12 protein-coding genes are annotated in these 14,675 nt (G+C 65.5%); 4 read left to right on the forward strand and 8 right to left on the reverse strand.

Features of this window, described 5'->3' with window-relative positions; translation table 11 throughout:
- Positions 1-52 precede the first annotated feature (52 nt).
- The 4 genes from AC1Q7Q_RS34135 to AC1Q7Q_RS34150 all read right to left on the reverse strand — a co-directional run bounded on the left by AC1Q7Q_RS34135 (position 53) and on the right by AC1Q7Q_RS34150 (position 4,725).
- The gene (locus AC1Q7Q_RS34135; protein WP_416050132.1) at positions 53-790 is read right to left on the reverse strand and encodes an aspartate/glutamate racemase family protein; all 738 of its coding nucleotides are present in this window, start codon (positions 788-790) and stop codon (positions 53-55) included.
- A 384-nt stretch (positions 791-1,174) separates the two neighbouring features.
- On the reverse strand, positions 1,175-2,590 hold the full coding sequence (gene hydA, locus AC1Q7Q_RS34140) for a dihydropyrimidinase (RefSeq protein WP_492376702.1): 1,416 nt from the start codon (positions 2,588-2,590) through the stop codon (positions 1,175-1,177).
- A 13-nt stretch (positions 2,591-2,603) separates the two neighbouring features.
- Positions 2,604-3,332, reverse strand: a complete 729-nt coding sequence (locus tag AC1Q7Q_RS34145) for a maleate cis-trans isomerase family protein (protein ID WP_492376703.1) — start codon at positions 3,330-3,332, stop codon at positions 2,604-2,606.
- 94 nt (positions 3,333-3,426) lie between these two features.
- Positions 3,427-4,725 (reverse strand): MFS transporter, encoded by a 1,299-nt coding sequence (locus AC1Q7Q_RS34150; protein WP_183035833.1) that lies wholly within the window; start codon positions 4,723-4,725, stop codon positions 3,427-3,429.
- A 181-nt stretch (positions 4,726-4,906) separates the two neighbouring features.
- Here AC1Q7Q_RS34150 and AC1Q7Q_RS34155 point away from each other — a divergent pair, with 181 nt between their 5' ends.
- From AC1Q7Q_RS34155 to AC1Q7Q_RS34165, 3 genes are all read left to right on the forward strand, one after another.
- Positions 4,907-5,635: a GntR family transcriptional regulator gene (locus AC1Q7Q_RS34155; RefSeq protein ID WP_492376704.1), complete on the forward strand. Its 729-nt coding sequence runs from the start codon at positions 4,907-4,909 to the stop codon at positions 5,633-5,635.
- Entirely contained in the window at positions 5,632-6,474 is an 843-nt protein-coding gene (locus tag AC1Q7Q_RS34160; protein ID WP_492376705.1) for a fumarylacetoacetate hydrolase family protein, read from the forward strand. Before AC1Q7Q_RS34155 ends, AC1Q7Q_RS34160 begins: the two co-directional genes overlap by 4 nt.
- Before the next feature lie 422 nt (positions 6,475-6,896).
- The gene (locus AC1Q7Q_RS34165; protein WP_492376706.1) at positions 6,897-8,168 is read left to right on the forward strand and encodes a M20 aminoacylase family protein; all 1,272 of its coding nucleotides are present in this window, start codon (positions 6,897-6,899) and stop codon (positions 8,166-8,168) included.
- A gap of 823 nt (positions 8,169-8,991) precedes the next feature.
- On the opposite strand, the gene AC1Q7Q_RS34170 is transcribed toward AC1Q7Q_RS34165, so the two are convergent.
- The gene (locus AC1Q7Q_RS34170) at positions 8,992-9,864 is read right to left on the reverse strand and encodes an AraC family transcriptional regulator (protein ID WP_492387267.1); all 873 of its coding nucleotides are present in this window, start codon (positions 9,862-9,864) and stop codon (positions 8,992-8,994) included.
- A gap of 109 nt (positions 9,865-9,973) precedes the next feature.
- On the opposite strand from AC1Q7Q_RS34170, the gene AC1Q7Q_RS34175 reads away from it, so the two are divergent.
- Entirely contained in the window at positions 9,974-11,230 is a 1,257-nt protein-coding gene (locus tag AC1Q7Q_RS34175; protein WP_492376204.1) for an MFS transporter, read from the forward strand.
- A gap of 144 nt (positions 11,231-11,374) precedes the next feature.
- Here AC1Q7Q_RS34175 and AC1Q7Q_RS34180 read toward each other — a convergent pair whose 3' ends face one another.
- The 3 genes from AC1Q7Q_RS34180 to AC1Q7Q_RS34190 all read right to left on the reverse strand — a co-directional run bounded on the left by AC1Q7Q_RS34180 (position 11,375) and on the right by AC1Q7Q_RS34190 (position 14,633).
- Positions 11,375-12,439, reverse strand: coding sequence for a cache domain-containing protein (locus tag AC1Q7Q_RS34180; RefSeq protein ID WP_492376205.1), 1,065 nt, complete (start codon positions 12,437-12,439; stop codon positions 11,375-11,377).
- A gap of 171 nt (positions 12,440-12,610) precedes the next feature.
- Positions 12,611-13,930, reverse strand: a complete 1,320-nt coding sequence (locus tag AC1Q7Q_RS34185) for a M20/M25/M40 family metallo-hydrolase (RefSeq protein WP_492376206.1) — start codon at positions 13,928-13,930, stop codon at positions 12,611-12,613.
- Between the two features lie 124 nt (positions 13,931-14,054).
- Positions 14,055-14,633, reverse strand: a complete 579-nt coding sequence (locus AC1Q7Q_RS34190; protein ID WP_492376207.1) for a MarR family winged helix-turn-helix transcriptional regulator — start codon at positions 14,631-14,633, stop codon at positions 14,055-14,057.
- Positions 14,634-14,675: the final 42 nt, after the last annotated feature.

Below are 14,675 nucleotides of genomic sequence, written 5' to 3' on the forward strand. Positions count from 1 at the left end.
GAAATGCCAAGCCGGGAGATTATAAGAGACGGCCTGCGCCCGGCCGCGCAACTTAGTCCAGCATCGCTGCCAGCGTCGGCGGCAAGCCGCGATTCGGCTTGTGCGGCGGGCGCGCGAAGCTGCCTTGCGCCGCGCCAGTGGGCGCCAGCGCAATCAAGCTCTCGCAATGCCGGATCGCGCTGGACACGCCATCCACCACCGGCACCGGAATCCGGTCCTTGAGCGTACGCGCCAGCCCGGCCAGCGGCGCGCCGGCCACGATGATCACGTCCGCACCATCCTCGCGCACTGCCTTCAGGCTGAGTTCCTCCAGCCGCGCCGCATGATCCTCCTGCACGCTGCCGATATCGCGCAGCGGCTGCTGCAGCGAACGCACGCTGGCCAGCCGCGAGGTCAGCCCGTTAGCCGCCACGCACTCGCGATACCAGGCCTCGATCCGATGCGAAATCGCAATGATGGAAAAACGCTGCCCAAGCAGGCAGGCGCTGGCCAGCGCCGCCTCTGTCATGCCCACCACCGGCACATTGAACAGCTCCTTCAACCCCGCCAGCCCAGGATCGCCAAACGCAGCCACCACCAGGCCATCGAACTGCCCCTGATGCTCCGCCGCCACGCAAGCCGTAGCGTAGCCCCCCACCAGCGCCTCGAAACGCGTCTCGATATAAGCCACGCCAAACTGCGCCGTCGCCATCGTCAGCGAAGTCCCCGGCGAAGCCGTACGCAAAGCCTCCGCGCGAATCAGCTCGGTAACGCTCTCGGAAATATTAGGATTAACAACAAGAATACGCATGATCATGTCCGGAAAGAATGCTCACCACCAGCAGGCGCCCAGGGGCCCCAGGGGCCCCCACGCGATGCGAAGCGAGCCGTGAAGGTGTACCAGGCCGTATGGGGCGCCTCGTCGGCAGGCAAAAAGAGCGGAAAAGAGGGGGCCATGTCTGAGCATCGCCTTAAGGCGATGTGAGTTTGGCCCCCGGCCGCTCTTTTTGGCTGACGACGAGGGGGTGTCGCCCCATCCGGCGCGCCTTCTTTGCCTACTTTCTTGGCAAGACAAGAAAGTAGGTCGCCGCCCCGCAGGGGTGGTGAAACTGCCTTTGACTTTGAGCCTTTGAAGCTGACTTTGAAGCTGACTTTGAAGTTAAGCAGTGGAAGTCGAAACCAAAACCACCAAGCCTCAAACCAACGACGGCGCGCCCGCAGGCAAGAACCTCCCCCGCCCCGGAACCGGCTCCAGATACCTCCCATCCTCCACCAGCAACTCCCCCCGCGAGAAGCAATGCACCGGCCACCCGGTCACTTCAATCCCCTCATACGGCGTGTAATCCACCGCATGATGCAAATCGCTATTAGCAATCCGCACCTTCCGCGATGGATCCCACAACGCAATATCGGCATCCGCGCCAACAGCGATGGTTCCCTTGCGCGGATACAAGCCATAGAGCCGCGCCGGCCGGTACGAAGTCAGCTCGACAAACTGATGCAACGAAAGCCGGCCTTGCGCGATGCCGTTGAACAACAGCGGCAAGCGCGTCTCGATCCCGGGCACGCCATTGGGAATGTGGTCAAACGGCTGGGCCGTGCCGCCCAGCTTCTTGCCTTGCGGATCGTCATAGTTGAACGGCGCATGGTCCGAGGAAAACACGCTGAACACGCCATTGGTCAGCGCACGCCAGACAGCAGCCTGATTCTCCGGATCGCGCGGCGGCGGGCTGCACACGCACTTGGCGCCTTCGTAGCCATCATCGCCAGGCAAGCCCATATCCTCGGCAGTCAGGTACAGGTACTGCGGGCAGGTCTCGGCCAGGATCGGCAGCCCCCTGCCCTGTGCCCAGCGAATCTGCTCGATCGCCTCCTTGCCGGAAACATGCACGATCAGGATCGGCACGTCGACCAGCTCGGCAAAGGTGATCGCGCGGTGCGTGGCTTCGCGTTCCACCAGCGCAGGCCGGGCCATGCCGTGGAAACGCGGCGAGATGCGCCCTTCCCCGACCAGTTTTTCAGTGAGCCACGAGATGCAATCCGCGTTCTCGGCATGCACCATCACCAGCGCATCGTTTTGCTTGGCCACGTCGAGCACGTCCAGCATCTCGCGGTCGGATAGCTTCAGATCGTCGTAGGTCATGTAGACCTTGAACGAGGTGTAGCCCTTGCGAATCAGTTCGGGCAATTCATTCTGCAAGACATCCGGCGTGGGGTCCGCCACGATCAGGTGGAAGCCGTAGTCCGCCACCGCACGGCCTTCGGCGCGGCGATGGTAGTCCGCCACCGCTGCCTTGAGCGAGCCGCCCTTTTCCTGCGCCGCGAACGGGATCACCGTGGTGGTGCCACCGCACACGGCAGCGCGCGTGCCGGTGAAAAAATCATCCGCCATGCGCATGCCGTCGGGCATGGGCTGGTCCAGGTGGACGTGGCCATCCACGCCGCCCGGCAGCGCCAGCAGGCCGGTGGCATCCATTTCGCGCGCGGCGCGCGGCAGGTCATGGCCCAGCATGGCGATGCGGCCGTCGCGCACGCCGATGTCGCAGGTGAAGCGGTCTGAGGCGGTGACCACTTCGGCGTTGCGGATGACAAGATCAAGTTCGGTGTTCATGCGCCCTGCTCCTTCATTCCACTTCGGCAAACAAGCGGCCCCAGCCGCGCAGCGCGCGCGTATCCACGCCAGCCAGCCGCAGCGATTTCCACACCACGGTGGAGATGGTGTCGTAGACGGGGATGCCGGTCTCGGCTTCCAGCGCTTGCACCAGGTGTGCCGCGCGCAAGTTGGTGCAGAACGTGGTGATGGCAGACGGCTTGTGCTGCGCCACTTCGCGCACCATGCGGCGGATGGTGTCTTCTTCCACCTCGGCGAAGCTGTAGTTCACGTGCAGGTCGAGGTGGCGCTCCGCCGTGCAGCTAAAGCCGTTGCGCTTGTAGTTCTGCACGATGCGTTGCTGCACATCGTCGAGATAGGGCGTGACCAGGCCGAAATCGAGCGCGCCGGTCTTTTCCAGGATTTCGTTCAGCGCCAGCACCGAGGTGGTGGCGGGAATGCCGGTTGCCTCGGTGATCTGCCGGCACAGCGCCTGGTCTTTCTCGAAGCCGAGCCAGCCGGAAGAGGTGCCGTTCCATGCGATCACGTCCACGCGCGCGTCGGCCAGCAATTTGGCGGCGCCGATGATCTTGTCGAGATCGAACTGGCCCAGCGCCTGGTCGCGCAGCGAGATCTCGGTAACGGTGAAGCGCGAGAAATGCGCGCTGACATTGGGCAAGCCGCTCACCATCGCGCTGGTGATGGGTTCCAGCGCGGTATTGGACGACGGCGTGAGCATGCCGAGGAGGGTGCGTTTGGTCATGGGGTAATGCTCTTTAGGAGATGCCGCGCCGCGGCCGGCGTGTGCCGGCGCGGCGCGTGCGACTGTATGGCTAGCTGTGGAGGTCGCGCTGCGCTCAGACCGGCAGCTTCTTCTCGTAGTCGATCGCAGTCGAGGAGATCAGCAGGCCCACGCCGGCGGCGGCAAAGAACATCAGCGCCAGGAAGTACGAGCCGGTGAACTGCACGATCATGCCGACGATGATGGGCACGGTGATGCCGCCGATATTGCCGCCCAGGTTCATGATGCCGCCCAGCACGCCCACCTTGTTGCGGGTGCCGAGGATGGACGGGATGCACCAGTACAGGCCGCACCAGCGCAGGAAGAACAGCGTGGAGGAGAGCAGGGCAACCACCACCACCGGATCCTTCACGTACGCCACCGAGAAGATCGACACGGTAGCCACCACGGCGGCGATGCCGAACAGGGTGCGCATCACCAGGTTGGGCGCGCCGCCCGCGGCCTTCCACTTGTCGGCGATCCAGCCGCCGATGAGTTCACCGATAAAGCCCGAGAAGAAGATGATGAAGCTGGCGCCGCCCATCTGCTTGATGTCGAAGCCGTGCACCTTGTTCAGGTAGTTGGGCATCCACGTCAGCAGGCCGTAGAAGACGCTGTTGAAGCACATCCAGCCGGTCGCCATGCACCACACGGAGCGGTACTTGAGGAAGTCGAGCGAGCGGCCCGACAGGTTGGCCGGCTCGGCGCGGTGCTCGCTGGCTTGCGCGGCTTCGATATAGCTCGCTTCCAGCTCATTGACGCCACGGTGCTCGCGCGGCGAGTTGCGCACGTAGTACCACGCCAGCATGCCGGCCAGCACGGTGCCCACGCCAGCGACCACGAAGGCCAGGCGCCAGGAACCCAGCGCGGTGATCAGCCAGGTGATGATGATGGCGCCGAGCGCCGCACCCAGCGGCGCGCCGCCGTCCAGCAGGGTGGCGCCGCGGCCGCGTTCGTTCTGCGTCATCCAGATCGCATTGAGCTTGCCGCCGGCCGGGTAGATCGGCGCCTCGGCCGCGCCCAGCCCGAGCCGGGTCAGCAACAGCGCGCCGGCGCTGGTGCACACGGCTGCCAGAGCCTGGAACGCACCCCAGAAGACAGTGGCGGTGGCGATCACGATGCGCGGCTTGTACTTGTCCGCCAGCATGCCGCCGGGAATCTGCATGACCGCGTAGGTCCAGAAGAAAGAGCTGAGGATCAGCCCCTGCATGGTGGGGCTGAGATCGAACTCCTTGGCGATCAGCGGCATCGCGACCGAGAGCGAGGCCCGGTCGATGTAGTTGATGGCGATGAGGAACAACATCATCAGGAAAATCTTCCAGCGCACGGAGCTCTTCGTCTCCGTTAGCGCTGCAGCCCGGCTTGTCGTTTGCATGACGCTTGTCTCCTTTGGGGGAATGTTAGGCGGTTTGTGTTGTGTGTCGCGCAACTGGGACGGAGTATAGGATACGTAATCTGTAATTACAACTCTCGTAAGTAGTTGATTTTATTGTTATGCGAACGCACAATTTTGGGATGTGTTAGCCTTCTTGTGGTGCATGTTCCCCATCTCGGTGATGTCTGTGACTCAAACGCTTCCTAAATCCACCCGCCTGCGCACCCTCGGCATGTCGGCCGAAATCGCCGCGCGGCTGCGCACCATGATCGAGGAGGGCGAGCTGCCCCCCGGCGCGCGCATCGACGAGCGCGCCTTTTGCGAGATGTTCGACGTCTCCAAGACGCCGCTGCGCGAGGCGCTCAAGGTGCTGGTGTCCGAAGGCCTGGTGCTGCATCGGCAGTACATCGGCTACCGCGTGGCCCCGCTCGATCTGGATGAGCTGCGCTCCACCTTCGAGACGCTGCACGGGCTGGAGGCCACCGCCGGCGAACTCGCGGCGGCGCGCCTGTCCGAGGTGGCCATGGCGCGGCTGGAACGCAAGCACCAGGCCATGCTGGAGGCTCACGCGGCGGGGCGGCGCACCGAGTACTTCCGCACCAACCAGGAAATCCACCAGCTGATCATCGACGGCGCGGCCAACCTCGTGCTGGCTGGCATCTACGCCATGCTGATGAGCAAGGTCCACCGCGCGCGCGGCGCCGCCAATGCGGATATGCTGCGCTGGCAGGAGTCGCACGAGGAGCACGAGGCCATCATGGCCGCGCTGCGCGAACCGGGCCGGCCGCGGCTGGCGCAGGTGCTGCGCCAGCATTCCGAGAACACTGCAAAAGAAGTCCTGACCGTGGTCGCGCGGACCCTTTCCGAGCCCGCCGGCCACATCGCCACCGAAGCCAAGGGGAAACGATGAAACTAGTACGTGTGGGTAAGCCGGGCGCGGAACGCCCGGGTCTGATCGATGCCGAAGGCCGCGTGCGCGACCTGTCCGGCGTGCTGGACGGCCTCGGGCCGCAGGCGTTGTCGGCCGAAGCGCTGGCGCGCCTGGCCAAGCTGGACCCGGCCACGCTGCCGGTGGTGCAGGCCGAGCGCTTCGGCGTGCCCTGGAGCGGCATCGGCAAGATCGTGGCGATCGGCCTGAACTACGCCGACCACGCCGCCGAGGCGGGCATGGCGTTGCCGGCCGAGCCCATCGTCTTCCTGAAAGCCAACAGCTCGCTCAACGGGCCCAACGACGCGGTGATGCTGCCGCGCGGCTCCGAGAAGACCGACTGGGAAGTGGAGCTTGGCGTGGTGATCGGCAAAGTGGCACGCAACGTCGCGCTCGCCGATGCGCTCTCGCACGTGGCCGGCTATTGCGTGGTGAACGACGTCTCCGAGCGCGAATTCCAGATCGAGCGCGGCGGCACCTGGGACAAGGGCAAGGGCTGCGACACCTTCTGCCCGGTCGGCCCGTGGCTGGTCACGCGCGACGAAGTGGCCGACCCGCAGGCGCTGGGCTTGTGGCTGGACGTCAACGGCCAGCGCGTGCAGAAGGGCAGCACCGCCACCATGGTGTTCGATGTGGCCACGCTGGTGAGCTACGTCAGCCGCTTCATGACGCTGCACCCCGGCGACCTGATCTGCACCGGCACGCCGCCGGGCGTGGGCATGGGCTTCAAGCCGCCGCGCTTCCTCAAGGCGGGCGACACCATGCGCCTGGGCATCGACGGCCTGGGCGAGCAGGGCCAGACGGTGGTGGCCTACGCCTAGGGGCGGGCAAAACCGCGCGCCATGACGACGGCTGTCGCTCCCTCTCCCCTCATGGGGAGAGGGCTGGGGAGAGGGGTGGCTTAGCTAGGAGCCACGCAAAGCGAAGCCCGTGGTGTTTTCCAGCACGCCGGCGTATCGAGCGCCCGCTCTCCCCCCCAACCCCTCTCGCGCGCGGGAGAGGGGAGCACGACAACGCAGATCCAGCGTCGTGCCTGCCGCCTGTACCGCTATCGACACCTGCCTCCACGGCCGCAAATCTCCCCATGATCCCAACGAACGCGAGAACGTTCCCCGTTCGCAACAGTTGTTACCCTGATTTCGCTACAAAGGGTTAAACCGTTTGCGCTCTGCGCCCAGCGTGAAATACTGTTTTCTATACGCCCCACGCCTCGCAAAGGGGCATCGAGAAAAAGAGTACTGCCATGTCAGAACACGCCCCCGAACTGATCGAGTCACTTCTTGCCGACTCGCACGCGACCCGACCCGCCGCCGCCGCCTCCGCTACCTTCGCTTCCCGCGCTTCACGATTCTGTGAACTGGCCGACACCGTCGACAGCCGCGCCGAGCTGGAAGCCATCCGCCACAGCATCCACCAGCACCCCGAGCTCGCCTTCGACGAAGTGCGCACCGCCGAGCTGGTCGCCACTCAGCTTGAAGGCTGGGGCTACGCGGTGACGCGCAGCGTTGGCGGCACCGGCGTGGTCGGCACGCTGCGCCAGGGCGACGGTCCGCGCAGCATCGGCGTGCGCGCCGACATGGACGCGCTGCCCATTCATGAGCGCACCGGCCTGGCGTACGCCAGCATCCACGCCGGCAAGATGCACGCCTGCGGCCACGACGGCCACACCACCGTGCTGCTCGGCGCGGCGCGCCAGCTGGCCCGCACACGCAACTTCAACGGCACCGTCAACCTGATCTTCCAGCCCGCCGAGGAAATCGGCGCCGGCGGCGGCGCCGAGCGCATGCTCGCCGACGGCCTGTTCGAGCGCTTTCCCTGCGACGCGATCTTCGGGCTGCACAACCATCCCGGCGTGGAAGCCGGCACCTTCATGTTCCGCGCCGGCCCCTTCATGGCGGCCTGCGATACGGTCGCCATCACCATCCGCGGCAAGGGCGGCCACGCGGCCCGCCCGCACCAGTCGATCGACCCGATCCTGGTTGCCGGCAGCCTGGTGATGGCGCTGCAGAGCATCGTGTCGCGCAATATCGACCCGAACGAAACCGCCGTGGTCACCATCGGCACGTTGCATGCCGGGCATGCGCCCAATGTGATCCCCGAGAGCGCCAAGCTGGAGTTGAGCGTGCGCTCGTTCAGCCCCGATGTGCGGCGCACGCTGGAGGATCGTATCCGGCGGCTGGTGACCTCGCATGTGGAGGGTTATGGCGCGACCGTGGAGATTGATTACATCCGGGGCTACCCGGTGTTGATCAACAGTGAGCGCGAGACCGAGTTCGCCCGCCAGGTGGCTGAGGAACTGGTGGGATCCGACAAGGTGGTGGCGAATTTCCCGCTGATCGCCGGGAGCGAGGATTTTGCTTACTTCCTGCAGCAGCGGCCGGGGTGTTTTGTGCGGATGGGAAATGGGGCGGGGCAGCCTTTGCTGCATAACGCTGGGTATGATTTTAATGATGAGAATTTGACGGTTGGGGCGGCTTATTGGGCTAGGTTGGTGGAGAGGTATTTGGAGGCGTGAAAGGGGGCAAGGGTAGACCAGTTGGTTTTTGCTGTATTGGCTGGTGTTTATATGAACGGTGATGGTTTTTGGACCCAAAAGCCATACGACATCCCCCTGCGGGGGCTGCCGGTCACTCTTCTTTGCGTCGGCAAAGAAGACTAACGAGAAGAAAGCCGACCCTGCCGGGAGCAGAGCAATCGCGGGTGCTAAGGGTGCTGGTTTCGTCGTATGGCCAGCGGTTCTGCAGGCTTCTGCCGGTACCGGATTGACTGATCACGAACCTGCCGGCTTCCGGGATTCGTGGTGAGGCCCCCGGTAGCGGACACCACTTGCTTCAAGCCGTCTGTCGCTCGCGGCGTGGCCGGCCACGAAGTTGCAGGCGCACCGGTTCCGTCGTGGGCGCGGTGGCACCGGTTTGATATGCCCAAGGCCCTGACCACCGCGCCCGCCCCACCACGAAACCATTGGCAGGCGATGTGTCGTGATGGTCCGCGCCGGTATCGGCAGATGGTCGAACGCGCACCGAGCAAAGCGATCAGGGGCACCACCACGTGACCATTGGATCATGCATTTGCGATGCCCTCCAAGCCGGTATGGCAAAGGCCAGCCAACACTCCGGGCCGTACGACGAAACCACCGCCCCGCATAAGCCCGATTGCTCTGCTCCCGGCAGGGTCGGCTTTCTTCTCGTTAGTCTTCTTTGCCGACGCAAAGAAGAGTGACCGGCAGCCCCCGCAGGGGGATGTCGTATGGCTTTTGGGTGCAAAAACCACCGCCGTACCAAATCAAAGCCAAACCAAACACCAAGAGCCAACGGTTCCCCCCTTAACCCCCCCAAAAATCACCGAAAAAACCCACTAGGCGGCACCCCAAACTGCCTCCTGAACATAGTAGAAAACGCACTAGGACTCTCATACCCCAGATCCAACGCCACATCCACCACCTTAGCCCCGGCGGCCAGCCCCTCCAACGCCGACAGCAATCGTGCCTGCTGCCGCCACTGCCCGAACGTCATCCCGGTCTCCCGAGCAAAGCGCCGCTGAATGGTCTTGGGATCCACTCCCAGCCGGTCCCCCCATTGCGCCAAAGTCAGCGCTGTATCGGGCGCCCCGACAATCGCGTCGCAAATCTCCCGCAATCCCGCATCGGCAGGACGCGGCAAGTGCAACGGCAACGTCGGCACCAGCATGACTTCATCCAGCAACAACCGCATCAGCCGCCCGTCCCGGGACGCTTCCGCGTAGGGCGAAGGGATATCGATCGCGGCGAGGATGAGTTCGCGCAGCAGTGGCGTGATGCCCAGCACGGTGCAGCGGGTGGGCAGGTTGTCAGCGGCGTCCGGCCGGATGTAGGCGGTGCGCATGCGTACGTGCCCAACCATGCGGATCCAGTGCACCATGCCCCCGGGCATCCACATGCCGCGCGTGGGGGGCACGATCCATTGCCCTTCGGCGGTGGCGACCACCATCACGCCATGCACCGCGTGCACCAGTTGTGCATTGGGATGCTGGTGCGGCTTGGTAACGTGGCCGGGCACGTAGTCGGCGGCCATGGCGGTGACCGGCATGGCGCTGCGGTCGTACTGCAGGTAGGCGGGCGACTTGGAGTAGGTGTCGGCGCGGGGGGAGGCGGGCAGGGAGGAGGGCACTGTGGGTGCGGCGCTTTCGGCGTTTTCGGCGCTTCGCTGTGCGATCGGGCGGGGGAGGCGGGGCATGTCCTTTTCTCCAAGGTTCTGGCCCTATTCTCGCAGGACAGGCGGGATCGTGCCATTTAGGATGAGCGCCAGGATTCCCCTATTGCCTTTTCAGCCCCCCGTTTCCATCATGAGCAGCCGCATCGAAACCGCGCCCGGCGGCGCGAACGCCTCGCCGCAAGGCCTGGCCCAGACTTCCACTACCGCGCAGGCCGCCGAGCGGACCGGCTTCCGGGTGCTGGGGGCGATCAGTTTTTCGCACTTCCTCAACGACATGATCCAGTCGCTGATCCTGGCCATCTATCCGATGCTCAAGGGCGGCTTCAACCTCAGCTTTACCCAGATCGGGCTGCTGACCCTGACGTACCAGATCACCGCCTCGCTGCTGCAGCCGGTGGTGGGCCTGTACACCGACAAGCATCCCAAGCCGCAGTCGCTGTCGATCGGCATGGGGTTCACGTTGTGCGGCTTGTTGCTGCTGTCGGTGGCGCCTACCTATGGCGTGCTGCTGGTGGCCGCGGCGCTGGTGGGCACCGGGTCGTCGATCTTCCATCCGGAGTCGTCGCGCGTGGCGCGCATGGCGTCGGGCGGGCAGCACGGGCTGGCACAGTCGATCTTCCAGGTTGGCGGCAACGCGGGCAGCGCGACCGGGCCGCTGCTGGCGGCGTGGATCGTGCATCAGCAGAGCAGCGTGGCGTGGTTCTCGCTGGCGGCGTTGCTGGCGATTGCCGTGCTGTGGCGAATCGGCGGCTGGTATGGCCGTGAACTGGCGCACACCACGCGCAAGCGCAAGGCTGTCGCCGCCGCCGCGCCGCTGCCGCGCAGCACCGTGGTGCGGGCCATGGTGGTGCTGATGGCGCTGGTGTTCTCCAAGTATTTCTACATGGCGAGCTTGAACACGTATTACACCTTCTACCTGATGGAGCGTTTTGGCCTGACGCGGCAGAGCTCGCAGCTCTACCTGTTCGTGTTCCTGTTCGCGGTGGCGGCCGGCACCATCCTGGGCGGCCCGATCGGCGACCGCATCGGCCGCAAGCGCGTGATCTGGGCGTCGATCCTGGGCGTGGCGCCGTTCACGCTGATGCTGCCGCATGCCAACCTGTTCTGGACTGGCGTGCTGTCGTTCATCATCGGCTTTATCCTGGCCTCGGCGTTCTCGGCCATCCTGGTGTTTGCGCAGGAGCTGATTCCGGGCAAGGTGGGCATGGTGTCGGGCTTGTTTTTCGGCTTTGCCTTCGGCATGGGCGGCATCGGCGCCGCGGTGCTGGGCAAGCTGGCCGATGCGCACGGCATCCAATCGGTCTACCAGCTGTGCGCCTTCCTGCCGTTGCTGGGGCTGCTGGCCATTTTCCTGCCAGACCTGGGCGGGCGAAAAAAGCTGGCCTGAGCCTGCACCTGCACCTGCACCTGCGCGCAGCGGCCAGTGGCGATATCGGTGTTCGATTTCATGCACCGAAGTAGTGCCCATGCGCCACATTGCAGCAACCCAACGTGGTGCCAGGCGCACCCGTGGGGCTGCCATATCAGCGCATCAAGCGTGTCCTGCCGCATGCCTGCCGCCGGCCGGATGCTGGACGATCACGCCATACCAGCCCAGCCCCGGATAGGTCTCGTAACCCGGCGTGCGGGCAAACGCCACCAGCGCGCCGTCTGGCGCCTCGTACCAGCCGGTGGGGTGGTTGTCGTCCTTCAGCGGGAAGGTCTCGGCCAGCAAGCCCATGCCATCCGACGCGGCGATGACGCGGTGCTTCGCGTCCACCAGCAGGCAGCGTGTGCGCTGCCAGTCTTCCGGGGACAGGCGTACGCCCTTGACCACCGCCTGCGCCTGCGGCGCCCAGTTGAAGAAGATGGCGAGCACGCCGGCGGGTTCGCCGGTGGCGCGGCCGCCTTCGCGGATGGCGGTGGCGTAGGTGGCCACGCTGGCGTTGTCGAGAAAGCGCGATACCGCGACATCGTGCGCGACATAGTCGTCGCCAGAGCCCGTAGCCATCGCGCGCTGGAACCACTCCACACCCGAGACATTGCGCCCTGCCACGCCGGGGTAGGCGTGCGGGCGGCCATTGGCAACGACGCGTCCTTGCGCGTCGATCACCCACAGGTCGAGGTAGACGGTGTAGCTGTTGAGGATGACGCCGAGGCGCTCGCTCGCATGGCTGGCGCTGGCACGGCCGGGGTGGCTCACCGCGTCCACGATGGCGGCATCGGTGGCCCACCAGCGCACGTCGCAGGAGCGCTCGTACAGGTTGCGGTCGACCACGTCGATCATGTTCAGCGCCATGTCGGCCAGGCGCTGGCCCTGGTGGCCGCGCATCTGCCGGATCATGGCGTCACCGAGCTGGGTGAGCTCGGCGATGGAGCCGCCCAGCTCCGTGGTGAGCTCGCCGGTGATGCCGGAGATGCGCTCGGAGACCTGCTTGACCTGGTTCGCCACGACGCTGAAGCCGCGGCCCGCATCGCCGGCGCGTGCCGCCTCGATCAAGGCGTTCAGGGCGAGGAACTTCGTTTCCCGGTTGATCTCCGCAATGCTGGAGATCTTGTTGTCCGCGATCAACCCAACGTGATGAGACAGCTCGACGATGCGGTCTGCACTTGCCATACGGTATCTCCCATTCAGATCCAGTGACCCGTCAGGAGCGCGGCGTGTGCTGTCGATTGCTGAAAACGGTCCGCACCATGTTTGTTCTGCGTCGCTCCTGTCGTGCTCCATAGGCGAGAAGCGTGCCAGCCCGGCATCAGGCCGGCACGCGCGACAGGCTGGGCGTGCCGATCAGCGGCCGGTCTTGTCCTGCGACACGTCCATGATCATGCGCGTAAGCAGGTACAGGCGCGGTGTGACCGAGTTGAGGTCGACGTATTCCGCATCGTTGGAGTGCGCGCCAAAGCCGCGCAGGCCGAAGCGCTCGATCACGGGCGCCTTGGTGGCTGCCGCGGCAAAGGCCGCATCGGTGCCGCCGCCTTCGGCGGTGTCGTACACGGCGAGCTTCTCGCCGATCTCCGCATACACGCCTTGCGCGTGCGCGGCCAGCTTGCGCGCGGCGTCGGTGACTTCCAGCGGCGGCCGGCGACGTTCGAATTTGACCTCGACCTTGGTATCGGGAATCAGCTGCTTCTTCACGCGTTCCTGCAGCGTGCGCTCCAGGTTGTCGTAGTCGGCGGTGCGCAGCACGCGCACGTCGGCCTGGGCCGTGGCGGTGGCCGGGATCACGTTGCGGTTGGTGCCGGCCGAGGAGATCGTCCAGTTCACCTTGAGCCCGGTCTCGTGGTTGGACAGGTCGCGCATCTGCAGGATCTGGTGCGATAGTTCATACAGCGCGTTGCGGCCGTTCTCGGGCGAGCTGCCGGCGTGCGAGGCCTTGCCGTGCACGGTCAGCGAGATGGCGCCGATGCCGCTGGTGGCCAGCGACAGGCGGTCGCCGGTCACACGCGTGGCTTCGCAGGAGAACACCGCGTCTTGCTGGCTGCCCATCTTGGTCAGCATGGCGCGCGCGCCCGGCGAGCTGATTTCCTCGTCGCCGTTGATCAGCACGGTCAGCGTGCCGTAGTCCTTGAAGCCCATTTTCTGCAGGATGGCCACCGTATGCAGGATCACGGCCACGCCGTTCTTGTCGTCGGCGATGCCCAGGCCGTAGGCGCGCTCGCCGTCGATGCGAAACGGCTGCTGCGCCAGCATGCCGCGCAGGTAGACCGTATCCATATGGCCGATCAGCATGATGTTGCGCTTGCCCGTGCCCTTGAACTGCGCCATCACCATCTTGCCCACTTGCTTGGGCGTGTCTTCCATGCGGTAGACCTCGGTGGGCTCGATCAGCTGCGCGTCGCCGCCCATCGCGGCCAGGCGGTCGCGGATCAGCGTGGCGATGCGGTCCAGCCCTTCGATGTCCTTGCTGCCGGACTCGATCGAGACCAGGTCCTTGAGGGTGGCGATCAGCGCTGGCTTTTCTTGCTGGGACAGCTGGTAGGCGGGCTCCACCGGCGCCGCTTGCGCGGCAGCGGCGCAGAGCAGGGCGGCGAGCGCGGCCGCCGCTTTCAAGGACGCACGGCGGCGGTGGGCAAGCGCGCTGGCGCGCGGGCTAAGGTTCAAGCGCATGTGGGGGCTCCGTGATGCAGTGAGGAAAAACGCAGTGGGGGGAAACAGAGAAAAGGCAGGACGGATTGCAGGGTTCGTGCCAGGCGAGGCGCATGCGTTGCTGCGACGCGCCTCGCCTGCCGCGTCATTCGCCGGCTGCCTCGAAGCCCTGCAGCCAGCGCCGCAACAGGCTTGCCAGCTGCTGGCGCTCCGCGGCCGAGAGCCGCTCCAGCAAACGATGCTCATTGGCCACGTGCACTTCCAGCGCGTGGTCGATGCGCACCCGGCCCGGCTGGGTCAGCTCGATCAGCAGCCCGCGCCGGTCATCCGGGTTGGGGCTGCGGCGCACCAGCCCGGCGCGTTCCAGATGGTCGATCCGGTTGGTCATGGTGCCCGAGGTGATCATCAGCGAATCGATCAGCGCGCCCGGCGACAGCGCATAAGGCGGGCCGGAGCGGCGCAGCGTGGCCAGCACGTCGAACTCCCAGGTATTCAGGCCGGTCGGTGCCAGCGCGGACTCCACCGCGCGGTCGGTGTGGCGCGCCAGGCGCCAGACCCGGCCAATGATGCCCATCGGCGCTGCGTCCAGGTCCGGGCGCTCGCGCGCCCACTGGGCCAGGATATGGTCGACGCGATCGCTCCCGTCTTGGGGTGCCTCGTCGTTGCCGGCTTTCGGGGAGGGCGCCGTCGCGCTGCTTGCCTTGGGTTTGCCGCGGGTGGCCATGGTGGGCTGCTGTTGATCTTGGATGACGAGAATCTTGACATC

It is taken from the genome of Cupriavidus sp. GW823-FHT07A04, assembly GCF_058794615.1.

Excerpts from the sequence above, each read along its gene's own strand:
- AC1Q7Q_RS34135 (WP_416050132.1), bottom strand. The coding sequence starts at position 790 with ATGCGTATTCTTGTTGTTAATCCTAATATTTCCGAGAGCGTTACCGAG.
- hydA (WP_492376702.1), bottom strand. The coding sequence starts at position 2,590 with ATGAACACCGAACTTGATCTTGTCATCCGCAACGCCGAAGTGGTCACC.
- AC1Q7Q_RS34145 (WP_492376703.1), bottom strand. The coding sequence starts at position 3,332 with ATGACCAAACGCACCCTCCTCGGCATGCTCACGCCGTCGTCCAATACC.
- AC1Q7Q_RS34150 (WP_183035833.1), bottom strand. The coding sequence starts at position 4,725 with ATGCAAACGACAAGCCGGGCTGCAGCGCTAACGGAGACGAAGAGCTCC.
- AC1Q7Q_RS34155 (WP_492376704.1), top strand. The coding sequence starts at position 4,907 with ATGTCTGTGACTCAAACGCTTCCTAAATCCACCCGCCTGCGCACCCTC.
- AC1Q7Q_RS34160 (WP_492376705.1), top strand. The coding sequence starts at position 5,632 with ATGAAACTAGTACGTGTGGGTAAGCCGGGCGCGGAACGCCCGGGTCTG.
- AC1Q7Q_RS34165 (WP_492376706.1), top strand. The coding sequence starts at position 6,897 with ATGTCAGAACACGCCCCCGAACTGATCGAGTCACTTCTTGCCGACTCG.
- AC1Q7Q_RS34170 (WP_492387267.1), bottom strand. The coding sequence starts at position 9,864 with ATGCCCCGCCTCCCCCGCCCGATCGCACAGCGAAGCGCCGAAAACGCC.
- AC1Q7Q_RS34175 (WP_492376204.1), top strand. The coding sequence starts at position 9,974 with ATGAGCAGCCGCATCGAAACCGCGCCCGGCGGCGCGAACGCCTCGCCG.
- AC1Q7Q_RS34180 (WP_492376205.1), bottom strand. The coding sequence starts at position 12,439 with ATGGCAAGTGCAGACCGCATCGTCGAGCTGTCTCATCACGTTGGGTTG.
- AC1Q7Q_RS34185 (WP_492376206.1), bottom strand. The coding sequence starts at position 13,930 with ATGCGCTTGAACCTTAGCCCGCGCGCCAGCGCGCTTGCCCACCGCCGC.
- AC1Q7Q_RS34190 (WP_492376207.1), bottom strand. The coding sequence starts at position 14,633 with ATGGCCACCCGCGGCAAACCCAAGGCAAGCAGCGCGACGGCGCCCTCC.